The organism is Alcanivorax sp. DP30 (assembly GCF_009882945.1).
Classification (GTDB): domain Bacteria; phylum Pseudomonadota; class Gammaproteobacteria; order Pseudomonadales; family Alcanivoracaceae; genus Alcanivorax.
This window is the reverse complement of the sequence record NZ_WTUY01000004.1, coordinates 661218-684717: the sequence shown is the minus strand read 5'-3', so window position 1 is coordinate 684717 and position 23500 is coordinate 661218. Positions and strand designations below refer to the sequence as shown.

The window sequence follows — 23500 nt, the reverse complement described above, 5'->3', positions numbered from 1 at the left end:
AGGGATGGCGCTATAGCCAGATGGCATTCCAGTATGGGAGAGCGGACTAATCCTGCGCGCATTGGATTCGCGACAATGTACCTCGCCACGTCCCTGAGGGATTCCTCCTTTCGCAGGGCATGATCATGGTAACCCTTTTGCCAAACGGCCGAACCGCAAAGCCGTCCGCTACGGCCCTTGGCTCGCAGCATGACTTTTGAAAGGGTTTGATTCTCTCCGAGTTGAAACAGCCAGTGTAGATGGTCGGGCATGAGCACATAACACAGTGTCGAGGTTGCTCCAGCCTGGTCGCTCCACTGTAGCGTCTGGCACACCACGGCAGCCATCCGGTGATCAGAAAAAAACGGATAGCGGCCGTTGGTTACGGTGGTGACATGGTAGATGCGCCCTTCTTCTGAATGTCGCCCTTGGCGAAGTCTCGCACCGCGATAGATAGTGGTCATGACAGGGATCCTGGCCTGACATGCCTTTCCAAAATATAGGCAATCGCTGATTTTTATGTAGGAGCACCTCTCGAGGTGCGAAACCGGCCCGGGACGGGCACAGCCCTGGGGAAGACAGAACGGCCTGTTCGCACCTCGAGAGGTGCTCCTGCGGAGGGCTTGCCAGCCCCAACCAAACAGCCCCGCTTTCGCGGGGCTGTTTGATTACCACTGAATGGGCGCTGCCGAGGAGCCGGGGCTGTCGGCCTGGCCGGCGGGTCGTGCCGCCTGGGCCCGAGCCTGTTTGTCCGGGCGCACGCGATCACCCACCTTGAGGGGAGTGTTGGCATCGCCTTCGATCATGGCGACGCCATAGTCAGGGCGCACATCCGTCACTTTCAGGGTAGCCAGTGCCGCACCTTCCATCTTGATGGTCATGCCGGTGTCCGGGTCTTTCATCTCACCCGCAGGGCGGTAGACCTTCATGATGCCGTCCTGCTCCAGACGGCCTTCGCCCTGGGTCAGGAACACGGTATTGCCATCCACCTTGATCACCTGCACCGGGTAGAGCACGTCGGTGGCGTCGCCGGCGATGGCCCGGGCGATCTCCGGATACATCACATCCGCCAGACGCTCGGGATGGTTGCGGTCATCGATGTTGAGCTGTCGCGCCACTTCACGAATCTCCGCTTCGGACTTGTCCCACACGTACAGGTCGCTCCACAGGATTTCCGTGGTGGTGGTGTCGATCAGGCGGTAGCGCACCCGCACATAGGGTTCATAGCCGCCCATCTTGGCGCCATAGAACTCGCGCTCGCTGTCACCAATCTGGAAGTCTTCAATGGTGCCCACCAGAAGCAGGTCAGCGCCTTTACGCTGGCCAAGGCGTGCCATTTCTTCCGGCGCCACGCTGCCTTCCGAGACGGTATCCAGCTCTTTTTCCACATCGGCCAGGTAGGCACGATCCAGCACCCGGAAGCGACCGGACTGGGTGAAGGCCATGGACAGATTCTCTGCCAGGTCTCGCTGGACCTCACTGGCCGACACCTTTACGTCACCCAGGTCATAACTGCTGGCACGGGTGTCGAAGCTGGCAATGGCGATACCAGGCAAATGAGAACGATCCGGGCCGATGGATTTGGGACGCAGGATGTCCGCCTGCACGTCCGCCTGCCACATGCCGTCATCCACTTTCTTTACCGATTGCACCTGGTAGGTCTTTATATTGCCCAGGGTAGGCAGCTGCGGTTCCGGCACAGAGGTTTCCTTGCCCATCCAGGTGGAGACATCTCCCTGGGACTGGATCACCCACTCATACACGTCGGTACGGAAGTTGGGATCCACGGCCAGAGTGACACCGCCGCCCTGACGCACTGCTGCCACCAGCGCATTGGTCATGGCCTGCTCGGGAGTGTCACCGAAGCCACGGGCACTTACCGACACGGTCTCGGTGAGTGCATGGCCCAGCGACGACAGCAGCATTAACGCTGCGAAGAGCGGGGCGAAAAGTCGTTTGTACATGTGACCTCCTTGTTAAACCAACCCACGCCGTAGGAGCGTCGCTCGCGGCGCGATAGCCCAAGAATGATTTACCACAGAGTGCACAGAGATCACCGGGAAAAAGCGGTTTTTACTCTGTGCCCTCCGTGGTGGAACTGCCTTTGATCCAGGGCTTGAATCGCGCCGCCAGCGACGCTCCTACGGCAGAGGCCGTCTGCGTGCAGGCAGTTGCGTGCCGCGCCTTTTTACAACCCGAACAAGCTCTTGTTGCGAGTCTTGCGGATTTCTTTCTCGTTTGCCCACTCGATGATACCGGTCTGGATATTCATCAGTTTCAGGGTGAACTTGTAGTACACGTCCTTGGTGCTGCCATCACGTTTAACGATGGAAGAGAAGTTGCCGTACATCATGAATTCGGCACCAATCTGACGGCCCATCTGGGCAGCCGTATTCGGGTCCACCAGGCCGGATTCGCTCTGGTAATCCAGCTGCTCACGCACGCTTTCTACCTTGGTCATGTCCACGAAACGGAACTTGCCGGAGTTCAGCAGCTTGGACTGGATGGTGTCGGTGATGGATTCGGTGTCGATGTGCTCGGTGGTCTTGTTCTTGATGCTGTCTACAAACGCCACCGGACGACGGTTCTGGGTGAGCTGCACAATGGGCGGGAAGACCAGCATATCGTCCACCATCTTGCTGGCGATCATCTGCAGGTCGGTGGAACCGAAATCGGTATTCACGGTTTCCCGCGCCTGGGCATCCCCGTAATCCACCTTGGAGGCGCAGCCGGAAAGGGCCACTGCCGCGCCCAGCATCATCATGGTAAGTACACGTCGCATTCTTTTGTCTCCTTGATAGCGGATTGGACCGCAAAAATCCTGAAATTACTCCTGAACCCAGATTTCAAACCGTACGGCACTGGGATTCGGGGCGATGGCTTTGACACTGTTCATGCTGCGGCCGGCCATGACCACCTGCCGCCAGGGTTGGGCTTCCGGCTGCAGTTCGAAGCCGTCAGCATCGAAAAACTTGATCTTGTACTGGAAGTCGAGCTGGAACTTCCAGTCGTTTTCCAGGGTGGCCTGCACATACAACAGATCACCGACCTTCTTCTGCTTCAGATCGGCAATGGAAATGCGGCTGCCCAACAAGCTGTTGTTGGAGTAGACCTTGGTAACGGTCTCACCGTTTTCATCCACTTCCATCTGGCCCATGTTGCTGGCCGAGCAGGCGGCGAGCAGCAGGGCTGCCAGCAACGCCATCATCGGGCGAAAAATACTCATAAGGGTCCCTCCTGAACGGGTAACACGCGAGTAATCAAACGGCCGGGCACGGCCACGGCATGAATCACGGTGAGGCCCCGGTTTACCACCGGTACCGTCAACGTAGCATCGCCCTGCGGGGTGCTCAATATCAGGGTGTGCTCACCCTGGGGCAGGGAAAAACGGGTGGCCTGGGCGTAGGCGGGCAGGGTCAGCCAGCTGCGCCGGTCTGCCTGTTCACTGACCAGGTTGTAAATCTGGGTGGCAAAGGCCCCCAGAGCGCCATAATTGTCGTTGGCTTCTTTCTGCAAATTGTACTTGGCGGTGGCGCGCAGAGTCTGGCGCACCAGCATGCCGGGCAACCGTTCTTTCAGATCCTTGGCGGCCAGTGCTCCCACATCGGCCAGCACTTGGGTTTCTCCCAGCGGCTGACTGCCGGTATCCAGCACCCTCAGGCTGTTGGGCCGCGGTTTGTCCTGCAGGGAGTAGGTGGGAAACGCCACAGAGAAAAAACCGTGCACGGTAGGAATCGGCAGACTGAATTCCGCACGGGGTTGCACAAAGTCCTGGTCATAGATCACTGCCACCAGTCCGCCCTCGTCCCCGCGCTTGCGGTCCATGGCTGCGGACACCCGCTGCACATCTTCCTTCAGCATGGTCGAATCCGGATGTATCTCCAGCGCCTTCTTGTAGTCCACCAGCGCATCGTTGTATTCGCCGTGGGCCTCCCAGAACAGGGCGGACAGATAAAAGGTCCAGGCATTCTGGAAGCTGGATTTCACTTCACCTGCCACGGCATTGAGGCCGTCGAAGTAACCGTCAAACTGGTTCAGGTCGATCTTGTTTTCTTCCGCCTCTTCTTCGGCCTTGGCGATTTCCTTTTCACGCTTGTTGGCCGCCACCTGCTGCTCCAGGGCCGCCGCACGAAACTCCACCGCCGCGCCGGTGGCATCATTGGCCGCCCAATAATTCAACGCCTGGTAGGCACGGGTGAAAATGCGCTCATAATCCGGTGCAATATAAGGGCGGGCGTTGTCATTGGTGAGCAGCGCGGTGCCTGTGGCGGCCAGAGAGGAAGCCTGAATCCTGGCACTGGCATCTTCGGCATCATAGGCGGCAACTGCCGAGGCAAAGGCATTACGGCTGGCCTCACGCCGGCCCTGCAACTGGCTGACCCGCCCCAGTTCCTGCAGATACAGGACACCGTCAGCGCCTGCGGTGGCACCTTCCAGTTTACTGATCACGGGGCTCACGGAAGGGCTGGGGGCCAGCGTATTGGCCGGGGCCAGGCCCGCGGGAGAAGCGTTACTGCTTTCGCCGGTCTGGGCGTCGGCGGCCGGTAAAACAGGTTGCGCAGGGGTATGCGCCAGCTCGGACTTCCACTTGGCCGCCTGGCTGGGGTAGGAGACAAACAGCGATTGGCTGGCACAGCCAGACAGCAGAGCCATGACAGCCAGCGAAAGACATCCCTTTCTTATCCAGTCCATAGACGGTGCGTGATCCCTGTTCCCATCATTAGCCAACAGCTTAAAAAGTCAGACTGCCCGCGCCCCCGTCGGTTCAAAACCGCATGCTGGCGTCCGGCGTCCGGCGCCGGACATCAGGCGTACAAAACAAAAAGCCGGAGCAGACAAGGTAGTCTGGCTCCGGCTTTTTGTCGAGCGCAGAAGCGCTCGGGCAGCTGCCGAATTAGAACAGCACCCGGGTACGGATGGTGCCTTCAATGGTGCGCAGCTTCTCCAGCGCCAGCTGGCTGTAGCCTTTGTCCACATCGATCACCACATAACCAATCTCTTCATTGGTCTGCAAGTACTGGCCACAGATGTTGATGCCGTTCTCGGAGAAAACGGTGTTGATCTGGGTCAGCACGCCGGGCACGTTCTTGTGGATGTGCAGCAGGCGGTGCATCTCCGGGTGCGCGGGCAGGGCCACTTCCGGGAAGTTCACCGCGCCCAGGGTGGCGCCGTTGTCGGAGTAACGCGCCAGCTTCTCGGACACTTCGGTACCGATGTTCACCTGGGCCTCCTGGGTGGAGCCACCAATGTGCGGAGTCAGGATCACGTTGTCGAATTCACGCAGCGGGCTGATGAACTCGTCGTCGTTACCCTTGGGCTCTTCCGGGAACACGTCGATGGCGGCACCCAGCAGGTGGCCGTCTTTCAGTGCTGCCGCCAGGGCGTCGATGTCGACCACTTTGCCGCGAGCATAGTTGATCAGGTAGCCCTTGGGCTTGATGGCGCGGATCTGCTCTTCCTTGATCATCCAGCGGGTGTCGGCGGTATCCGGCACGTGCAGGCTGACCACATCGGACTGGCCCAGCAACTCATTGAGGCTGCTGACCTGCTCGGCGTTACCCAGCGGCAGCTTGGGAATCACGTCGTAGAACTTCACCTTCATGCCCATGGATTCCGCCAGCACAGACACCTGAGCGCCGATGTTGCCGTAACCCACGATACCCAGGGTCTTGCCACGGATTTCGTAGCTGTCCTTGGCAGACTTCAACCAGCCACCCTTGTGGGCAGAGGCGTTCTTCTCGGGAATGCCACGCATCAGGTTGATGGTGTGGGCAATCACCAGCTCGGCCACGGAACGGGTGTTGGAGTAGGGCGCGTTGAACACGGGAATACCGCGTACCAGCGCAGCCTTCAGGTCCACCTGGTTGGTGCCGATACAGAAACAGCCCACACCGATCAGCTTCTCCGCCGCCGCAAACACCTCTTCGGTGAGCTGGGTACGGGAACGAATACCCACGAAATGGGCATCCTTGATCTTGTCGGTCAGATCGCTGCCAGTCAGCGCGGTGGGCAGCAGCTCCACGTTGGAATAACCGTGTGCCTTCAGGTTCTCCACGGCATTTTCGTGGATGCCCTCGAGCAGGAGAACGCGGATCTTGTCCTTCTCAAGAGAAGTATCGGCCATGATTGAAGTCTCGGTAGCCTGTGAAATGGGCGCGTATGTTAACATAGCGCGCTCAAATTGAGAGCAACCCGGCAGTCGGATTGCTCAAGTTGGCGTGAGAACGCCTCAAGATCGCGCGTTTTACCCCGTTCAGGAGACCCTTGATGACCGCTTTTGCCCACGCCGCAATGGAGCAACTGACTGATTTGCTTGGCAAACGCCTGCTCACCGACCAGGAAAGCGCCGAGCGCTACGGGGTCGACTGGACCAAGGTGTGGGCACCGTCTCCCTGCGCCGTGGCCCTGCCTGAAACCATTGATGAAGTGCAGCAGATCGTGGAAATCGCCAATGAGCACGGTCTGCACCTGGTACCGTCCGGGGGCCGCACCGGTCTCTCCGCCGGTGCCGTGGCTGCCAACAGCGAGCTGGTGGTCGCCTTCGATCGCATGAACAAGGTGCTCGATTTCAACGAATTCGACCGCGCTGTCACCGTGCAGCCTGGGGTCATCACCCAGCAGCTGCAGGACTTCGCTGAAGAGAAAGGCCTGTTCTACCCGGTGGATTTCGCCTCCGCGGGCTCCAGCCAGATCGGCGGCAACATCGGCACCAATGCCGGCGGCATCAAGGTGATTCGCTACGGCATGACCCGTGACTGGATCACCGGCCTGAAAGTGGTCACCGGCAAGGGCGAGCTGCTGGACCTGAACAAGGGCCTGATCAAGAACGCCACCGGCTACGACTTCCGTCATCTCTTTATTGGTTCCGAAGGCACCCTGGGCTTCGTGGTGGAAGCCACCGTCAAGCTCACCCGCCAGCCCAAAGACCTCACCGCCCTGGTACTGGGCGCGCCGGGCTTCCGGGAAGTGATGAAAATCCTGCACGCCTTCCAGCAGGACATCGACCTGACCGCCTTCGAATTCTTCTCTGACAAGGCCATGGCCCACGTGCTGCACCACGGGGTACCGAAGCCCTTTGACACCGACTGCCCGTTCTACTGCCTGCTGGAATTCGAACAGCTCTCTGAGCAAGTGGGCGAGCAGGCCATGGCCATCTTCGAACGTTGTGTGGAAGAAGGCTGGGTGCTGGACGGCGTCATGAGCCAGTCCCTGCAACAGCTGGACCAGCTGTGGCAGCTGCGCGAACGCATCTCCGAATCCATCGCCCCGCACACCCCGTACAAGAACGATATCTCCGTGAGCATCGCCAAGGTGCCGGACTTCGTGGAAGACGTGGACACCGTGGTACAGGATGCCTACCCGGATTTCGAAATCGTCTGGTTCGGCCACATCGGCGACGGCAACATGCACCTCAACATCCTCAAGCCTGCCGACCTGGCCAAGGAAGACTTCTTTGCCAAGTGCAACAACGTCTCCAAGTGGGTGTTCGAGATCGTGCAGAAGTACAACGGCTCCATCTCTGCGGAACACGGCGTGGGCATGACCAAGAAGCCCTACCTGGAATACTCCCGCAGCCCGGAAGAAATCGCCTGCATGAAAGCCGTAAAGCAGGTATTCGATCCCAACAACGTGATGAACCCTGGGAAGCTGTTCGATGTTTGATGACGCCATCACCCTCAACAGCGACGACGACAGCTACGTACACCGCTGGATCGACGGCGCCCCCATCGACATCCCGGTGGGCAAGGTGGTCTGCGTGGGCCGCAACTACGTGGATCACGCCCGCGAGCTGGGCAACGAAGTGCCAGAGTCGCCGATTCTGTTCATGAAACCGGCCACCGCCCTGGCCAGCCTCCATGAACCGGTAGTGATCCCGCAAGGGCAGGGCCCGGTGCATCACGAAGTGGAAATGGTGGTATTGATCGGCAAGCGCATCCGCAAGGAAACCGATCTGGAAGCCATCCGCTTCAGCATCGCCGCCTACGGCGTGGGCCTGGACCTGACCCTGCGCGAAGTGCAGAACCATCTGAAGGAAAAGGGCCTGCCCTGGGAACGCGCCAAGGCCTTCGACGGTGCCGCCCCGGTGTCCGGATTCATCGACGCCCGCGGCATCTCTGTGCGCCAGAACCTGGACGTGACCCTGGAGATCAACGACGCAGTGAAGCAACACGGCCACACCGGCCTGATGCTGTTCCCCACCTTCGAACTGCTGGCCGAAATCAGCCAGACCTTCACCCTGGAACCCGGCGACGTGGTCTTCACCGGCACCCCCGCCGGCGTCGGCCCGCTGAACAGCGGCGACAAGTTCACCGCCCGGCTCGGCAACATCATCCAGGTGTTCGGCAGCATCGCCTGATCGAGTTTTGCTGTGGTAGCTCTCTGTGCCCTTTAGGGTATGCCTGCAAGCGATTTGACGCATGCAGGCAGCACCTTTCCTGACCAACAACGAGACAGTCCTGCAAACCCTCCTTGATCGAGGCATCCGTCTCGAAACCCCAACGCAGTTCCATATCCTGATATACCCTAATTGGGTGATTATCCCCGAACCCCACACAGGTATGATTGGAAAATAGCCAGAAAATCATTTCTTAATATTTAAACAACCTGCCAATTGTGCCGGAAAACGCTATGACACCTCATAAAACCTCGTTAGTGGCAATGGTTGCTTTCCTGGCTATTTCCCTCGCCGGATGCGGACCGACAATGTACCTTTCTGCTCCCAAGCCCGATAAAGATCAGGCTCTTTTTTATGCAAATTTTTATTTGGATAGATTTGAAAATGATTTCAGGGACGGAGCTTTTACGAATTCTGAATATTCTCAGTACGACTCTGCTACTCAAGATTTTCAATACTATACAGCTAAAAAGAAAGAAGACGCGAACAACCAATCGAGTGAAATCCCACACATTCATTATGCCAAAACGACCTGCTTGCGTGCCGGGAAACTGTGGCCGAATTCCGGGATTGATATTACCGATACTGATGATGGGCTACGCCGGGCCATTGACCAGCGTTATGGTATTTTGCATGAGTACCAAGGTGTAAACAGTTTTTTCTGGGATTACAGTTACAACAACCCAAAGCTGAACCAAACCACATACCGGTTATATGTCGTTGGTGATGGAAGCCAGATTCTGGCGATATTTCAGAACTTGATCGATCCAGCAATTGGCTGCAATCTCGTAAACCTTAAAATGACAACCGCCAGGGTGAAGCAATACTTTCGTCTCACCAGTTTTGATGCAGAGCCTGATATAGCCAGGCTATATCAGCCACTCACTAATACAGACGCGTTCCTGAAAGCTGCTGCATATGTTGATGAAAGCGCTCGCGCCATTAGCAAAAGCTACGAAGAAGACCTGGAGGAAAACTCACAAAGAAACGAAGCAAGAAGTGCCTACTTTGCCAAAAAGCGTGAAGAAGACAGAAAGCGAAGTGCAGAACATTTTGCTAACACCTACAGCCGCGTTATGTCTCAAACCGCAGCCTTTGCAAACAATCATAATCAGACCATGAATGCTTATCGCCGCGAGGCTGATCAAATTTACCAGCGTAGCCAATGGGCATCGTCTGGCAGCACTACCGACACTAGCTCGAGCCAGAATTCAGGCCGCAACAGCAGACAAAATGCCGCCCGCCTACAAGAAATGAACGAAACCATTATGGTTGCGGATGCAATAGATAAAAGCCACAGCAAACATAGCAATAACAAACAGAAAGAGCCCGTTAAAGGGACAAAATATACCAAGGTAAGCATTGAGTCTCATGGCACTACCGATATGCATTTTCCTCATGAACAAGCCTTGAACCTGGCAGAAACAAATGCCTATACCGCGGCCGCCAGTTCCTGTGCCAAACAGCATGGCCGCCTCGAGAAAGGCAGCGGAACACTGGCCAAAAAAAGCTGCAACAAGAACAACAACGATGAGTTTCGCTGTGAAGTGCATATGCTGTTCACATGCTCGATCAGCAAGTAATTATTCACAGCAACGCGTAACCGCGGCGATATCTTCCAACACCTACTGACCTCATTGCCGAGCATGGACAAAGGAGAGTCGAGGGCACGCAGCCCTTTCTTCCCAAAGGGGGAACTGGCTGCCCCCTCTGGCGTTCCGGCCATTCCCCGGTATGGGAATGGCGCTCCAGCGGGCAAAACATGCTTTGCAAACCCCCGCTTACGCCCCCTTACCCCGACTCCGTTCGGCCTGCTCCGCAGGCACACTCCGGTACTCATAATCTGAAGGACGCAAAAAAGACTCGCTCCGCTCAGACAGGTTTTTTGCTCTACGCCTTCAGATTATTCCGTTCCTCGACGCACTCTAACGGGGAATCGCCGTGCTGAAATGGTAGTGGGATTCTGCCTGACCAGGACTCTACTGCCTGGCCGTAGGAGCTTGCCTGCAAGCGATGCCTGTCGGCCGTTTTTCACCCGAGCGCACGTTGAATTTGTAGGATATGGCTTACATATTTTTGTAAATGATTGAGCTAAATTGGTTTTTCAAAAAAGCGGATGCAAGAAAAGTCTGTTGAGAGTGATTCCCGGGTTTCGGATAAGCCACTGATCAGCAAGAGTTTTGCATTGATTATTGGGTAAGAATAGATCGGGGATATACAGCAAAGTGTTATATCGCATCTGCAATTGAATGAACTTTTACATTTAAAACAAAAAGGAGCACTAGAATAATGTTGGTTATTTGGAGGGGTTTTGGCTGGCTGATACCAGTAATAGTTTTTGGGGCTTTTTTGTTATCCCAAATTGCTCTCAACTCTATATATGGTGAAGGCTTTTATAAGGCCAATGAATGGCCAAAAATTGTTGCTATTGTTTTCATCTCATTACTCATAGCTTCGCTTGGATACTTTTTAAATTATAAAAAAAGACAAGTAACTATTGATGAAGAATCAGGGAAAAAGAAAAAATCACCTGCTCATTCATTGTTTTTTATTCCTGTCGAGGCTTGGGCCGTGATAATTCCAGTTTTGTTCTTCTGGATGCAAATCCAAACTGCTAAAACTGACGCAAAAGAAATGGCTTTTATTGAATCTCCAGCGGTTAATGATGTTTACTCTGTTGATTTTACTGAGATATTTACTGACACAGATCAAAAGTTTAAGTATGGAACTCTTAAAGTCGTGGAAGTGAAGTCTGATGGTGTAGAGGTTCTGGCTAGTGAGATTGCGTATGATGGAAAATCCGGGGTTAGAAAAGATGTCAGAGAAGGAAAGGCAAATAACCAAGGGTACTATTCAGGTGAGCCTTTTTTTATACCTAGGCAATATATTATAGAGTTAAAAAATCAAGATGGCATTTTTCAAGTTTCCAGGTAGCAAACTTAGTATCAAGTCAAGTCAGCAGGACATGTGGTTCCCCCAGCTTTAGTGGCCACCTCCTCTTAACCAGAGGAGGTGGCAAATTTCCTCAGGGAGGGCAGTTTGCGATCACCTCAATCCGTGAAGGCGCTTGAAGATCTAGGTCGAGTGCGTTTGTCTGATTCTTTTTTCATGAGGGATTTCTTGTACTCGGAAATCTCCCAAATCGAGTGCATCCCAAACGTTCCGGAATATCCTGAAATAGCAATTGAGGCGGGACGTGGCCTGTGTCAAAACGTTCTCGAGCCCATTCAGGATGCTTTGGGGCGCATTTCAATCAGGTCTGGATATCGCTGTCCAGCTGTCAATGCAAAAGGTGCGGAAAACAAAAATCAATACAATTGCTCAAGCAATGAATCGAATTATGCTCACCACATTTGGGATTATACGGATAAGAATGGGGAGATTGGCGCCACTGCTTGTATCGTGGTGAATTCGTTTGTTGAATACTACGAGAAAACAGGTGATTGGCAGGCACTTGCGTGGTGGATTCATGACAATGTTCCTGAATACTCATCAATGTACTTCTTTCCCAAGCTTGCCGCAGTAAATATTCGCTGGAGTCAAACGCCTGAGAAGTGCATCAAAAGCCACATCCCTCCGAAAGGTATTCTTACAAAGCCTGGAAAGGAAAATCATAATGGAAAGCATGAGTCACTCTATTTGGATTTCCTGCGTAGCGTTAAAAAATACTCGGGGCACGTACGCTTTTCTAGAGTCCGCAATCTGTAACCCTGTGATTTTTCTTGCCAAGTCTGCGCGTGCCCTTTTTTATTGCCTTTTTTTGACGAGAAGCCTCCATGCCTGAATACCGTTGGTCATGCCAATCCTGTGGCGACGCCAATTACGCGGAAGACAATCGCTGTGCTTCCTGTGGCTGTCCAGCAGCGGCCAATGGGGAAACCCTGGATAACTGGCAGGTGGCAAAAGGAAAAAAGCCCCAGCTTCCGTCACGCGAACCAGTTTGGTTCCGCTCTATCTTTGTCACCCACGAAACCGAAAACTGCCCTGCCTGCAAAATGCACATGTATCTGTCAGATAAAGAATGTCCCCACTGTGGCTATGTGCAGGACCTGGATCAACGGCATGCGTTTTTCGTGAGCCACGAGAAGAAAAAACACAGGGCGATGTGGCAGGGCGCTATATTTTTCACTGGCTTTATTCTGCTTATTGCCGCCCTGGGTTGGTGGCTGGATTTGCCTCACGGCTGATCAGCGAGGGGGAGGAAAGGAACACGCACTCATCTAGCCACCCTCCCGTATCTCGCGTATAAGTTTTATCACGCTCCCCGGGACTACCCCCTATGCCCGCTACCTACCACAACCTCGACCACCAGATCGTTATCATGGCATTGTGCTTTATCGCGGTGCCGCTATCAGTTTGATGCCCAGGGTTGCACGCGGCGGGATGAGATCGAGCCGCTGCCCGCGGGGATGCAGGCGTTCTGGATCGCCAACCCCGCCAACCTTATTCATCTGGTGTCGTCGTAAGCCGTCAGGCCGTTCGCGCCTCAAGGGTTACCCCTGCGGCAAATCGAAGGCTGGCCGGGTTTGTTATTCAAACAAGATGCCGGGCAATGCAGGGTCATCAAAATGCCGACGGCCCTTGAAGGCGATGGCATGTTCGCCGGGCTGGCGCATGGCACCGGCGGACGGCACGCCCATGGGCCAGAGATAGAAACGCTCGCCCCGTTTTGACACGGAGACCAGGCCGTTGTCATTGAACAGACTGCCCACCTGGCCATCGCGCCGGGGAAGGGCCCGCAGGCGGTCTGCATCAACGAACCCATAGCTGTCGGTTGGCAATGGCTCCTGTGCTGAACCAATGCGTACCACATAGTGGGTATCGGGCGTCAGCAGCAGACTGATCCGCTGTTCATACGCATCCGCCACGGCATGGGGGTAGAAAACCGGTTTGTCCCCGTCGATCTCCGCTTTTTTCAGCGTCGGTTCCACCGGGTAGACTTTGTGGTAACAACCACAAGGATGAATGCTGTCGTAAAACAGCACCCTGCCATCCGGCTTCAGGGTGACTCGCCAAATCAAACCATCCAGCTCCCCCCCGTAACCATCCAGCCAGCTGCTTTTGGGGCGTTCACTGAACCAGAACTGGTAGTTGAGTTGCAGCAGGTTTTGTTCACGGTAGCGGGTCCAGCTGATCCAGGTGTAGCTCACATGCTCGCGGGTATAAACGCCTGGCTCACCGTTTTCATCCAGCTCAATGCGCCCCGGCTGGTTCCAGGGTTGGCCATCTGCCACCGTCAGCACGGGCGCGTAGTTCAGCAGCAGGGCTTGGCGCTGCGCGGCGGTGGGCAGAGGAATTTGCAGGGGATTTTCGGACAAGGCCGAGGGTGCCACCGGAAAGCCCACCGCCGTTGGCGGCACATATTGCCGGTGCGGTTCGGGTGCCGGTTGGCTGAACCGGGCGCGCATCTCTTCGTGATAGTTTTTGATGGACCCCGTAGCCAGCCAGGCCGTGAGGGGATAAATGCCCACTGCCCGCAACCAGGTCGCATAGCTGTCCGCCACGGTGGCCTGGGGCAAACGGCTGAAGTCTGTACGCGCGGCCAGAATCGGCAAGCAGCGATCGAGGAGCGCCTGAGCGGTGTCAGGGGTCGGGCCATCGCCACCCTTGGGCAACCGCTGGATCATCAGGGACTGGTCCTGCCAGGCTTTTTCCGTGGCCAACCGGATCCACTGTTGCTGCTGTGCCGGGGTCTTTGCCTGCTGTTGCTGGTATGCCAGCCAACGGTTGATGCCCAGATGGGGGTGGTCCGGCAACGTCGTTGCCTGCGCATCCTCGATGCCGGCCTGCTGCAACACCTGTTGAAGGGCGAAGTATCCTTCCTCGCAGTCAGTGTCGGCCTGTGCTGCCTGCACCCACAGCATCATCAGCAGCAGCGCAGTCCTTGCGGTGTGGATCGCGTACATAACTCTCCAGTGCGGTCAGTGCCGCTTCCATTTGCCCCGGGGCCAGCCGGTCAGCCAGCCATTGCGGAATCCCGCCGCCCGGGTCTACCTGTTGTCGGTATATGACATGGGTGGTGTTCCCCTGAGCCGTGAGGGTCCAGCTGCCTTCAGTATAAGGGACGCGCACATGGCCCGGTTGGTCAGGCCAGGCATCGGGTTGGCCCGACATGGTCAGCACCAGCGGATCGCCGGGATGGCGCTCAAAGAGCGTCACCGCATCACGGCCACTCAGTGGCCAGGGCGCCTTGCGCGCCATATACACCAGGGTCTGCGTTGCAGAGGGGCGATCAAGAATGGTGAGGGTTTCGATGCCTGGCATCCACTGGCGCACATGGCAGGGGGTTTCCAGTATCGGCAGCAACTGACGGAGGGGGATGGGGAGTGCCGTTTGCAACTCGAAGCGGTCCGGACCGGGCAGGGGCGTGCGGACCACACCCTCGGCAGCAACCAGGGCGGGCAGCCACAGCAACATCAAAACGACGCTAGCGATCCAGCGCATTGGCAAACACCTGTCGCAATTGCTCGGTGGTCAGGTTCGCCGGCTGCGGCGGTAGCACCGTGACCCTGACAGTGCCCGGTTTCATCAGCAAGCCTTTGGCGGGCAGTATGTCACCGCTGTTATGCAGCACGATCGGAATCAATGGCGCACCGGATTGTTGTGCCAGCCATAACGCACCCGGCTTGAACGGCAGCAACTGACCATTTTTGCTGCGCTTGCCCTCGGGCGCGAGCACCACCGCATCACCCGCTGCCAGCGCCGGTAACAGCGGAGCCAGCACTTGCGGGCCAATGCCCTGTTCCCGTTTGACGAATACCGTACCGAAGGCTTTCATCAAGGGCCCCAACAGGGGATGGAACTGCAGTTCGTATTTGCCGATGGCGACCATGTCATGGCGCACCAGACGGGCACCAATAATCGGGTCGGTACCGCTCTGATGATTGATCACGAAGATGGCAGGGCGTTGTTCCAGCAGGGCGACGTCCCCCTCCACCTGCAATCGGATGCCCGCCAGCCCCAGACCCAGCCAGGTGACCACACGGATGCCGCTGTTGATGGCGCGACGTCGCCCCAGAGGCAAACACACCAGAAACCACAGCATGCCGACCAGCGGTGGCAAGACAAACGCCAGCGTACTGCGGATAACCGTGACCAGTTGTGAAATCATTCGGGAGAATCCTGTGCCCTGTCTGCCAGCTTCAAGACACGGTATCAGAATCTGTGTGTGGCGGCCGTGACGGGACACTTCCCGCCACGGCAAGGTGAAAAAAACCGTTAGTTGGCTTGTTGCTGTTTCCTTGTTGTCCGTTGCGGCCAGAAGGCATCCAGCAGAATGATGCCCACCAGCACCGCGGCGGATAGCGGGAACGCACAGCCAACGACCACCATCAACACCGCCACCACGCGCCCGGAAGACCGCTCACCTTTCGGCGGCGCCCGCCGGGACTGACGCTTCCACCAGACAATGGCGCCGCTGATCACCAACGCCATGACCAGCGTCACCAGCAGCAGGTTAAGCCACCAGTTCCACCATCCCAGATCACCCTGATGGAACGGAATGGACGCCGCCATGGCCTTGCCCATGGCCGGGTAATCGGCAAAGCGGATGTCCTTGAGGGGTTCACCGTTGGCCGGATTCAGGTGCAGGATACGTTCGTCCAGCGGGTTACTGATGTCGCCGGCAATGGTGGTGGCAGACACCGTCCAGACGCCGCGCTCCCCCTGTGGGAAGTGCACGCGGAAGTTTTCAAAGTCCTGCTCACCGGCCAGCCCGACCACGGCATCCACGTCCAGACGGGCGGGGCCAGGTGATCCTTGCGGCAGGGACGTTTGCTCCACAGCCCAGGGCACCCGGTGCAGACCGTGCTCATTCATGCTGGCGTGATCCATGGCGGGCGCGGTTGGATTTTCCGGCAGCTCAAAGCGGGTGCCGGGCAGGGACCCCCAGGGCTGTACCAGTTTGCCGCCCCAGATGCTGGTCCAGGCCATGCCGGAGATCAGGAAGAACAGCAGCGGCACGGCGATCAGCCAGCCAAGGCTCAGGTGCCAGCGCCGCCAGGCGGCACGGTTGGCCAGCGAACGGCTTGGCATGAGTGCACGCCAGCCCTTTTTCGGCCAGGCAAGATACAGGCCGGTGACGATCATCAACACCGCCAGCCCGGCGGCCATTTCGATCAGCAGCTCGCCAGTGCGCCCCAGATACAGCGAGCCATGCCACTGCTTCACCATGGCGTAAACACTGTCAGCAGGATCATTGCTGCCCAACAATTCCCCGGTATAGGGATTCAGGTATGCCACGGTGCTCGGTGCTCCATGACCACCGTGGCCACCGCCGTGACCGCTCTGCAGCGAGAACCGTGCGGCCTGATCTGGCTGTTGCGGTGGCAGATACAGTTTCACCGTGGCATGGGGAAATGCCTCTCGCACCCGTTCCAGCAGTAGCGACGCGGGCAGGGGATTGCCCTCGGCTTCCACCACCAGCAGCTCCTTGTTCAGGGCGTTATCCAGTGGCTTGCTCAGCAGCATCAGGGCACCACTGCCCGCCAGCATGAACAGGAACGGAATCACCAGCATTCCGATCAGGAAATGCCAGCGCCACACAGCTGCATGGAAGCGGCCGGGGCGAGATGAAGAATGCGCGGTGGCGTTCATGGTGGTCCGTTCCTGATGGATGGCTAGAAGTCGAAGCGAACACCGGCGTAGAATGCGCGCGGCTCGCCGGCCTGCAGAATCGCTGCACCCGCTGCGGTGGCCGGCGCGCTCAGGTCATTACGTGCGCTCACGTTGGCCACATAGGCTTCGTCCGTCAGGTTGCGACCTTCCAGATACACTTCCCAACGATCACGATCCAGACCGGTGCGCAGGCCCACCAGTTCGTAACCTTCCACCTCATAGCTGTTGGCAAAGTCTGCGTAGCGATCATCAACAATGTCGAAGGTGGGGCCTGCATAGAAGCCGTTGGCGTGGCGGTACATCACCTCACCCTTGATAAAGAATTCGGGGGCCACCGGCAGCTGGTTGTCGCCATAGAGCGGATCATTGTCGAAGCTGAAATCGTTCCAGGTCAGGCTGACCAGCGGGGCGATACGGTGATCGCTGTTGCCAAGTGCGATGCTGGCACCGAACAGGGCTTCCACACCGGCATGGATGGTGTCATCCACATTGGTAGCCAGGCTGGTGCCCGTGGCATTGGGATCATCAAGAGAGAGAATTTCGTCTTCGATCTGCGCATAGTAAACGGTGAATTCCCAGTTCCATTCACTGGCGACGCCCAGAGCTGCAGCACCACGGGTACCCACTTCTGCCACCTGCCCCTGCATGGCATCGAGAGTGTTGTTGTTGGCCGCCACATCGTCTTCCAGCTCATAGACGGTCGGCGCTTCAAACAGTTTGCTGACGCTGGCGAACAGTTCGCTGCGATCCGCCACCTGATAGATCACCCCGACGCGCGGGTTGATGGACTCATAGTCGTCTTCCGGATTGCGCTCAACGCCACTGGGGATGGCCACGTTGCGCACTTCCCTGTTACCGGTGACTGCCTGAGCACCGTACACCAGAGTCCAGCGGTCGCTCAGGTGCCAGCGATCCATGGCGAACACTTCCAGGTTGTTGGCCTGGTTATCGGTACGGATAGTCTGTGCTCCACGGATACCGGCGAGATGATTGTAATTTCCCCCCTTAACCCGGGTCTCGCCATAGTTGAGGCCCAACAGCAGATCGTGATTGCCGATCAGGGTGTTATAACGCACGGTGCTGCCGAAGGTGGTCTGATCATTATCAATCAACAAGCTGAAACCACCGGGGGCCACACCGCCCACAATCGGGTGGTAGAGAGACTGGTCTTCAAAGGAAAAGCCCACCACCAGACTGCTGGTATCGCTGAGGTCCCATTGGGTGCGATTGGCCACCCGCCACTTCTCCACATTCTTGAGGAAGTTGCCGCGCTCGTTGTTGCTGCCCGCCTGGTAGGGATCCTCATCAAACTGGTCCTGAGTCAGAGCGCCGGCCAGTTCCTGATCGTTGTCCACATAGGTGAGGTAAAAGCGGTTTTCAACGCTATCGGAAATCTGCCAGCCGGTGTTGGCATAGACGCTGCTGCGCTGCTGTTCCTGATGGCCACGGAAACCGTCATAGCTGCGCTGCTCCACCGTCACCAGCGCATCCAGATCGCCCGCCACGGTGCCACCGGTGACACTGTTCTGCACGGTGCCGTGGCTGCCCACGCTCAGATAAGCCTGATTATCGGTAGTGCGCGCCGTGGGGCTGATAAAGTCGATGGCGCCGCCCAGGGTGCTGGCGCCATAGGTCATGGCATTGGCGCCACGGGCAATCACCGCATAACGCGCCGCCAGGGGGTCAATGAACGTGTTGTGGTTATTGCCGTCGGCAGCAGTGACCGGCAGACCGTCGATCATCAGCTTGATGCCGTTGCCATCGTAGGCAACTGCATCCAGGTTGGAGCCACGGCTGGAAATAAAGGTCCCGTCACCGGTGGAACCGGTAGCGGTCCACATACCCGGGACATAGCGCAACATGTCCCCAAGGCTAACCACATTGCGCCCTTTCAGTTCCTCTGCCTCGATCAGGGTCACGCCCCCCGGAGTCAATGTCTGCTCGCGCTGCAGTTCTACTTTTGTCGCTTCTGCGCTGTTCGCTGACTGCCCTTCAACCTGGATCGGCGCCAGTTCATTGGTCTCAGGCTCGACGGCCAGGGCCACCATGGGTGCACACAGACACAGACTGGTAACAACGGTTTTACGGACAAACGGAAACAGCATGAAGAACTCCCCCTGACAAGCCGACTACGGCCTGGAACGTTTTGGTCGCAAGGCGGCGGGGATTCTAGGGGAGCGCCACGCAAAAGGAGTGCGGCATATTGCCGCATTAGTCGTTATTCTGAGGCTGTTTGCTTATATCCTTATGCCAAACAGACTTCCATAAAGCCTCAACACCGCGTCCACGAATTCATTCCGCTGTGGATTTGCCAAGACGCTGATTCCACTTTGTGTCACGCTGTCCTGAATGATCCAGCCTCCATGGAGCAGGCATGAAAAAGCTCAAGAACGAGAAAGCGCTGGTGAAGAAAGCCATGCAGATTGGTGTGGCCTACGCAGAGGAAAGGGGAGTGGTGGAATTCGAAGCCACGGACTCTGCCAGCGAGAAGCTGCTGTACATCTACCGGCTACTGGTCCATGACGGGGTTATCCAGCCGTTGCCGGAAGACCAGGTGTCGCAACCTGCCATCCAGCACAAGTTGGCGATCTGGGCATCCAAACAGAAGTGACGCTAACGCTGACGTTCTGCCCTAGGACACCCGGAAATGCTTGCGGACATTTTCGTTCACCCAGCCCCCCAGTCGTTCACGACCGATGCTGTTGATGAAATTCCTGACCTGATCCGTGTAAGCCCGATCCTCTTCCAGGATATGATGTAGCAGCCATTTCTCCAGCAACTGCAGTAATGACTCCGCCACATCTTCGCCCTGTTCGTTGCTGCGCAGCAGGGATTCGATGCGCAGGGTGAACTGACGATGAACATGGTGATGATCATCCAGTTCCTTATAGCCGGCTCGCTCCATGAGCGCCTCTTCAAAACTGAAGTGGGATTCCGTGTAGTCGACAAGATCGTAAAGAATGCGGGCAATACCCAGATAGGCATCCGGTTCCCCAGCGAGCCGATCCAGCGCATTGATATAGTCCACAATCCGTTTGTGCTGTTGGTCAATAACCAATATGCCCAGTTCATATTCCGGGCCCCACGCGATACGCATGTTCCACCTCCGGGAGGAATTCAGGCTCTCACGCTAACAGTGGCTACCGTCCATGACATAGACACAGATCAATGTTTTTCCCTTGCTGAACTCCGTCCATCCGGTTCAGACTTTTTTCGCGGTCTCGCTTGATTCTTCTCATCGTCAGTATGAGTGACGCCTTCTGGAACCTGGTGCTTCCTGCCGCCCATCTCGCGACGTGTTGCGAGGTCGTGGCAACCGGCACCGCAATGTGCCTAATCCTTGATGACTTCAATCACTACCTTGCCGCGGCAGCGGCCACTGCGATTGCGCTCGTAGGCGGCTTCGCTGTCTGCCAGCGGATAAACACTGTCGATGATCGGCTTCAGCTGTCCCTGCTCCACCATGTCGGCAAGGGTATCGAGATCCTGTCGATAGGACTCTACCACCACGGTATCGGCCTTCTTGCCCAGCACCCGATACAACGGGGTAGCAAACATGGACGCGCCCTGTCCCCCGGTGGAAATGAAATGTCCGCGTTTACCCAGCAGGGCCTTGCAGGTAAGCGGCGTTTCATAGGACGTCACGTCGAAGACAATATCGAATTCTCCCGCAGTCTTGCGGTAATCCCCTTGGGTGTAATCAATCAGGGCATCGGCGCCCAGTTCGCGAACGAAATCCAGATTGCGGGTACTGCATACTCCGGTGACATGCATCTTCATCTGTTTGGCAATTTGTACCGCGAGGGTGCCCACGCCGCCAGACGCACCGATGATCAACACCGACTTGCCCGCCCGGGCGCCGCCCTTGCGCAAGCCCTGCAAGGCGGTGAGCGCCGCCAGCGGCAGGGAAGCGGCTTCGTTGAAACTGAGGGTAGAGGGTTTCTTCGCTACCCGGTGCTGGCTGATGATGGTCTGTTCCGCGAGAGAAGCCGTACGCAGGCGCATGTCCATGCCATAGACTTCATCGCCGATTTCGAAGTGACGGACATTGCTGCCCTTGGCGATAACCACTCCGGCCAGATCATCACCGAAGATCGGCGGCAACCGGCGGGTGGCCACCGGCGTGGCGGCCATGGCCAGGTGATAATTGAGTTTCCAGTCCTTGGGGTTCACCGACGCCGCATGCACCTCTACCCGCACATCGTCCGGACCGAGTCGTTTAGGCGCATCGGTCTCGGTGAGAATCAGCTGGGTGTTGGAACCCCAACCGGTGGTGGTAATGGCTTTCATGGCGTCACTCCCTGTTGTTCGGTGCGGATCAAGACTAACAGAGGTGTACGTGAAGATGACGGTCCGATAATGCCAAGGGGGGAGAGGGATTGTGTCAATGAGCGGCGAGCTGCAAGCTGCAACACGGATCAAGGACGGTGCCGTTTTTTTGTCCGGACTTCGCGCTGATGGTATGGGCGCGGGCCCGAGTATCACAATCGGCACTCATAGTGAGTCGCGTTGTAGCTTGCAGCTTGCGGCTGGTTACCCCGGATCTACCTTGCCACGCAGGGACTTGATCTGGCCACGCTTGGTTTTCTTGTCCATGCGGCGCTTCTTGCTACCCAGCGTCGGGCGGGTGGCTTTGCGCGTTTTCTGCTCCACAGTAACGCTCTTGATCAGCTGGCCCAGACGGGCGAGGGCGTTTTCCTTGTTCTTTTCCTGGGTACGGAACTGCTGCGCCTTGATCACCACCACCCCATCGCTATTGATGCGCTGGTCGCTGAGGGCCAGCAGGCGTTCCTTGTAAATATCGGGCAGGGAGGAGGCGCGGATATCGAAACGCAGGTGGATGGCAGAGGACACCTTGTTGACGTTCTGCCCACCGCTGCCCTGGGCACGGATGGCCTGCAGGTCGATTTCGTTTTCCGGGATGATGATGTTACGGGTGATTTGCAGCATGGGGCTACTGTAGCGGCTGCAGGGAAAGGGGTACAAGCCTCAAGCTGCAAGCTACAACACGAAGCCAGGCCTGTGGATCCTCTTTTGCCCGGACCCCGCGCTGATAGCATCGGCGCGGGCACGGGCTATAAGGCTGGCGCTCACAATGAGTCGCGTTGCAGCTTGTAGCTTATTTCTTCACATCCCGGTCGTAGCTGAGACGCTTGGCCGCATCCAGGGTCAGCATCTGCATGAAGGCGCGGGTTTCCCCGTCAGAGCCCGTGGGGGTGCTGCCATCGCCACCACCAAACACGTACTGGGGCACCTTGCGGTTGGCAAAGGCCTGGGCCCAGATCTTCTGGATCTCGATTTCCGCATCCAGCTTCTGCGCCAGGGCGTTATCCGCCTGCAGTACCGCTTTCTTCTGGTAGGCCTCTGCATCGGCCAGGGTGCGACGGGTCTCGGCCTCGATGCGCGCCTTTTCCAGCTGGATCTGTGCGGTTTCTTTCTCGATTTCAGACTGCTCTTTCTGTTTCTGTGCCTGGGTAATCGCCAGCTGCTTCTCGGTTTCCGCTTCGGTGGTGCGCTGGATCTGGTCTACCTTGGCCTTGGCCTGACGCTCGGCCACTTCACGCTCACCGCGGGCAATGGCCAGCAGACGCTGCTCCTCTTCCTGCACCCGTTGCTCGCGGGCTATGGCACGATCCGCAGACGCTTTCTGCTTGAGCTGCATACGCTCCACAAAACGCTGGTTGGGATCCATCTGGGTAACACGGGCTTCAACAACCGTCACCCCGTAATCGATGAAACGCTGGGATTTACGCAACGGAATACCTGCTTCGTCGGTCATCTTGCGAACCACGAATACCACCTTGCTGTCATCGCCATAGTCTTGCTGCTCGGTGCCCATGGCCACGTTGGCGGAGCCCTTGATATCTCCCACCCGTTTTTCGCTGACTTCCTCACGGCGGACAATATAGATGCCGTTGATCATCTGGTTTTCAAATTCAGTATTGAACTCGGTACGGCCACCGGAGTAGTACTCTTCTGCACTCATCAAAGAAGCATTGGCCTGCAGGGTTTCCTTGAACGCCGGAATCAAGGCTGTGCGCAGCAGATTTTCCGGGGTGCGGTATTCGTGGGCCAGATGCAGGAAGCTTTCCTTGTCGGTGGGGATGGTGAACCGCACCGTGGCCTGGGCGTTGGCGTCCACCTGATCCAGGAACATGATGTTCTGGGGAGGCAGGGCCGCAGAAGTTTCCGAACTCTCCACTTCCACATAATCCAGGGTCTCGCTACCCCCGCGAACCGCCTGCACGGTGAGCGCACGCTTCCAGGAGTTCCAGCGGCCAAACAGGTAGAACTGGTAGCCCACATCAGAGACCACCTCTTCGTTCCCCATCAGGGTCCGCACGTGATACACGTAACCCGGCTCAGCGTAAAAAATGGATTTGTTACCGACGATCAGCAGCACCAGGCCGATCACCACCGCCCCGGCCACACTCTTGAATGGCATCAGTTTCTTGAGTTGTTCCAGCATTCCAATGTCCCCCACTCCTTATTATTCAAGCGGGACATTTT

At 57.0% G+C, this 23500-nt stretch carries 21 protein-coding genes and 1 pseudogene; 7 read left to right on the top strand and 15 right to left on the bottom strand.

Translation table 11 applies throughout. The features are described from left to right. Nucleotides 1-131: 131 nt before the first annotated feature. From GQF00_RS16685 to serA, 6 genes and pseudogenes are all read right to left on the bottom strand, one after another. A pseudogene (locus GQF00_RS16685) lies at nucleotides 132-326 on the bottom strand (transposase); the annotation flags it as partial. Nucleotides 327-647: 321 nt separating this feature from the next. Next, nucleotides 648-1943 carry a CsgG/HfaB family protein gene (locus GQF00_RS09435; RefSeq protein WP_161318895.1) on the bottom strand — a complete coding sequence of 432 codons (1296 nt, stop codon included), beginning with the start codon at nucleotides 1941-1943 and terminating at the stop codon, nucleotides 648-650. Between the two features lie 224 nt (nucleotides 1944-2167). Further along, nucleotides 2168-2761: a penicillin-binding protein activator LpoB gene (gene lpoB / locus GQF00_RS09430; RefSeq protein ID WP_161318894.1), complete on the bottom strand. Its 594-nt coding sequence runs from the start codon at nucleotides 2759-2761 to the stop codon at nucleotides 2168-2170. 45 nt (nucleotides 2762-2806) lie between these two features. Continuing rightward, nucleotides 2807-3205 carry a YcfL family protein gene (locus GQF00_RS09425; RefSeq protein ID WP_161318893.1) on the bottom strand — a complete coding sequence of 133 codons (399 nt, stop codon included), beginning with the start codon at nucleotides 3203-3205 and terminating at the stop codon, nucleotides 2807-2809. Further along, complete coding sequence (locus GQF00_RS09420; protein ID WP_237440450.1) at nucleotides 3202-4632, bottom strand: COG3014 family protein; 1431 nt, start codon at nucleotides 4630-4632, stop codon at nucleotides 3202-3204. The genes GQF00_RS09425 and GQF00_RS09420 overlap by 4 nt, the downstream gene beginning before the upstream one ends. A 241-nt stretch (nucleotides 4633-4873) precedes the next feature. After that, nucleotides 4874-6103 carry a phosphoglycerate dehydrogenase gene (serA, locus tag GQF00_RS09415; RefSeq protein ID WP_161318892.1) on the bottom strand — a complete coding sequence of 410 codons (1230 nt, stop codon included), beginning with the start codon at nucleotides 6101-6103 and terminating at the stop codon, nucleotides 4874-4876. A gap of 143 nt (nucleotides 6104-6246) precedes the next feature. On the opposite strand from serA, the gene GQF00_RS09410 reads away from it, so the two are divergent. The 6 genes from GQF00_RS09410 to GQF00_RS09385 all read left to right on the top strand — a co-directional run bounded on the left by GQF00_RS09410 (nucleotide 6247) and on the right by GQF00_RS09385 (nucleotide 12561). Continuing rightward, entirely contained in the window at nucleotides 6247-7641 is a 1395-nt protein-coding gene (locus tag GQF00_RS09410; protein WP_161318891.1) for an FAD-binding oxidoreductase, read from the top strand. Continuing rightward, nucleotides 7634-8335, top strand: coding sequence for a fumarylacetoacetate hydrolase family protein (locus GQF00_RS09405; protein WP_161318890.1), 702 nt, complete (start codon nucleotides 7634-7636; stop codon nucleotides 8333-8335). Before GQF00_RS09410 ends, GQF00_RS09405 begins: the two co-directional genes overlap by 8 nt. A 272-nt stretch (nucleotides 8336-8607) precedes the next feature. After that, a complete protein-coding gene (locus tag GQF00_RS09400) occupies nucleotides 8608-9957 on the top strand; it encodes a hypothetical protein (RefSeq protein ID WP_161318889.1) in 1350 nt (449 codons plus the stop codon). Nucleotides 9958-10663: 706 nt separating this feature from the next. Further along, nucleotides 10664-11308, top strand: coding sequence for a hypothetical protein (locus GQF00_RS09395; protein ID WP_161318888.1), 645 nt, complete (start codon nucleotides 10664-10666; stop codon nucleotides 11306-11308). A gap of 105 nt (nucleotides 11309-11413) precedes the next feature. After that, on the top strand, nucleotides 11414-12082 hold the full coding sequence (locus GQF00_RS09390; RefSeq protein ID WP_161318887.1) for a peptidase M15: 669 nt from the start codon (nucleotides 11414-11416) through the stop codon (nucleotides 12080-12082). 188 nt (nucleotides 12083-12270) lie between these two features. Continuing rightward, a complete protein-coding gene (locus GQF00_RS09385; RefSeq protein WP_161318886.1) occupies nucleotides 12271-12561 on the top strand; it encodes a hypothetical protein in 291 nt (96 codons plus the stop codon). A 342-nt stretch (nucleotides 12562-12903) separates the two neighbouring features. Here the strand turns inward: GQF00_RS09385 and GQF00_RS09380 are convergent, their stop codons facing one another. From GQF00_RS09380 to GQF00_RS09360, 5 genes are all read right to left on the bottom strand, one after another. Continuing rightward, nucleotides 12904-14280, bottom strand: a complete 1377-nt coding sequence (locus GQF00_RS09380; protein WP_237440449.1) for a hypothetical protein — start codon at nucleotides 14278-14280, stop codon at nucleotides 12904-12906. Next, complete coding sequence (locus GQF00_RS09375; RefSeq protein ID WP_161318885.1) at nucleotides 14204-14818, bottom strand: START domain-containing protein; 615 nt, start codon at nucleotides 14816-14818, stop codon at nucleotides 14204-14206. The genes GQF00_RS09380 and GQF00_RS09375 overlap by 77 nt, the downstream gene beginning before the upstream one ends. Continuing rightward, a complete protein-coding gene (locus GQF00_RS09370) occupies nucleotides 14802-15485 on the bottom strand; it encodes a 1-acyl-sn-glycerol-3-phosphate acyltransferase (RefSeq protein ID WP_161318884.1) in 684 nt (227 codons plus the stop codon). Before GQF00_RS09370 ends, GQF00_RS09375 begins: the two co-directional genes overlap by 17 nt. A gap of 107 nt (nucleotides 15486-15592) precedes the next feature. Beyond that, complete coding sequence (locus GQF00_RS09365) at nucleotides 15593-16969, bottom strand: PepSY domain-containing protein (RefSeq protein ID WP_161318883.1); 1377 nt, start codon at nucleotides 16967-16969, stop codon at nucleotides 15593-15595. A 23-nt stretch (nucleotides 16970-16992) separates the two neighbouring features. Continuing rightward, nucleotides 16993-19095: a TonB-dependent receptor domain-containing protein gene (locus GQF00_RS09360; RefSeq protein ID WP_237440448.1), complete on the bottom strand. Its 2103-nt coding sequence runs from the start codon at nucleotides 19093-19095 to the stop codon at nucleotides 16993-16995. A gap of 269 nt (nucleotides 19096-19364) precedes the next feature. On the opposite strand from GQF00_RS09360, the gene GQF00_RS09355 reads away from it, so the two are divergent. Continuing rightward, nucleotides 19365-19601 carry a DUF5062 family protein gene (locus tag GQF00_RS09355; RefSeq protein WP_161318882.1) on the top strand — a complete coding sequence of 79 codons (237 nt, stop codon included), beginning with the start codon at nucleotides 19365-19367 and terminating at the stop codon, nucleotides 19599-19601. 21 nt (nucleotides 19602-19622) lie between these two features. On the opposite strand, the gene GQF00_RS09350 is transcribed toward GQF00_RS09355, so the two are convergent. The 4 genes from GQF00_RS09350 to GQF00_RS09335 all read right to left on the bottom strand — a co-directional run bounded on the left by GQF00_RS09350 (nucleotide 19623) and on the right by GQF00_RS09335 (nucleotide 23459). Beyond that, complete coding sequence (locus GQF00_RS09350; RefSeq protein WP_161318881.1) at nucleotides 19623-20087, bottom strand: bacteriohemerythrin; 465 nt, start codon at nucleotides 20085-20087, stop codon at nucleotides 19623-19625. Between the two features lie 236 nt (nucleotides 20088-20323). After that, nucleotides 20324-21280, bottom strand: a complete 957-nt coding sequence (locus GQF00_RS09345) for an NAD(P)-dependent alcohol dehydrogenase (RefSeq protein WP_161318880.1) — start codon at nucleotides 21278-21280, stop codon at nucleotides 20324-20326. A gap of 243 nt (nucleotides 21281-21523) precedes the next feature. Continuing rightward, a complete protein-coding gene (gene arfB, locus GQF00_RS09340) occupies nucleotides 21524-21940 on the bottom strand; it encodes an alternative ribosome rescue aminoacyl-tRNA hydrolase ArfB (protein WP_161318879.1) in 417 nt (138 codons plus the stop codon). A gap of 169 nt (nucleotides 21941-22109) precedes the next feature. Next, nucleotides 22110-23459 (bottom strand): SPFH domain-containing protein, encoded by a 1350-nt coding sequence (locus GQF00_RS09335; protein ID WP_161318878.1) that lies wholly within the window; start codon nucleotides 23457-23459, stop codon nucleotides 22110-22112. Nucleotides 23460-23500: the final 41 nt, after the last annotated feature.

Bases quoted from the DNA above. Each gene is read 5' to 3' on its own strand.
- GQF00_RS09435 (WP_161318895.1), bottom strand. From the start codon at position 1,943: ATGTACAAACGACTTTTCGCCCCGCTCTTCGCAGCGTTAATGCTGCTG.
- lpoB (WP_161318894.1), bottom strand. From the start codon at position 2,761: ATGCGACGTGTACTTACCATGATGATGCTGGGCGCGGCAGTGGCCCTT.
- GQF00_RS09425 (WP_161318893.1), bottom strand. From the start codon at position 3,205: ATGAGTATTTTTCGCCCGATGATGGCGTTGCTGGCAGCCCTGCTGCTC.
- GQF00_RS09420 (WP_237440450.1), bottom strand. From the start codon at position 4,632: ATGGCTCTGCTGTCTGGCTGTGCCAGCCAATCGCTGTTTGTCTCCTAC.
- serA (WP_161318892.1), bottom strand. From the start codon at position 6,103: ATGGCCGATACTTCTCTTGAGAAGGACAAGATCCGCGTTCTCCTGCTC.
- GQF00_RS09410 (WP_161318891.1), top strand. From the start codon at position 6,247: ATGACCGCTTTTGCCCACGCCGCAATGGAGCAACTGACTGATTTGCTT.
- GQF00_RS09405 (WP_161318890.1), top strand. From the start codon at position 7,634: ATGTTTGATGACGCCATCACCCTCAACAGCGACGACGACAGCTACGTA.
- GQF00_RS09400 (WP_161318889.1), top strand. From the start codon at position 8,608: ATGACACCTCATAAAACCTCGTTAGTGGCAATGGTTGCTTTCCTGGCT.
- GQF00_RS09395 (WP_161318888.1), top strand. From the start codon at position 10,664: ATGTTGGTTATTTGGAGGGGTTTTGGCTGGCTGATACCAGTAATAGTT.
- GQF00_RS09380 (WP_237440449.1), bottom strand. From the start codon at position 14,280: ATGTACGCGATCCACACCGCAAGGACTGCGCTGCTGCTGATGATGCTG.
- GQF00_RS09375 (WP_161318885.1), bottom strand. From the start codon at position 14,818: ATGCGCTGGATCGCTAGCGTCGTTTTGATGTTGCTGTGGCTGCCCGCC.
- GQF00_RS09370 (WP_161318884.1), bottom strand. From the start codon at position 15,485: ATGATTTCACAACTGGTCACGGTTATCCGCAGTACGCTGGCGTTTGTC.
- GQF00_RS09365 (WP_161318883.1), bottom strand. From the start codon at position 16,969: ATGAACGCCACCGCGCATTCTTCATCTCGCCCCGGCCGCTTCCATGCA.
- GQF00_RS09360 (WP_237440448.1), bottom strand. From the start codon at position 19,095: ATGCTGTTTCCGTTTGTCCGTAAAACCGTTGTTACCAGTCTGTGTCTG.
- GQF00_RS09355 (WP_161318882.1), top strand. From the start codon at position 19,365: ATGAAAAAGCTCAAGAACGAGAAAGCGCTGGTGAAGAAAGCCATGCAG.
- GQF00_RS09350 (WP_161318881.1), bottom strand. From the start codon at position 20,087: ATGCGTATCGCGTGGGGCCCGGAATATGAACTGGGCATATTGGTTATT.
- GQF00_RS09345 (WP_161318880.1), bottom strand. From the start codon at position 21,280: ATGAAAGCCATTACCACCACCGGTTGGGGTTCCAACACCCAGCTGATT.
- arfB (WP_161318879.1), bottom strand. From the start codon at position 21,940: ATGCTGCAAATCACCCGTAACATCATCATCCCGGAAAACGAAATCGAC.
- GQF00_RS09335 (WP_161318878.1), bottom strand. From the start codon at position 23,459: ATGCTGGAACAACTCAAGAAACTGATGCCATTCAAGAGTGTGGCCGGG.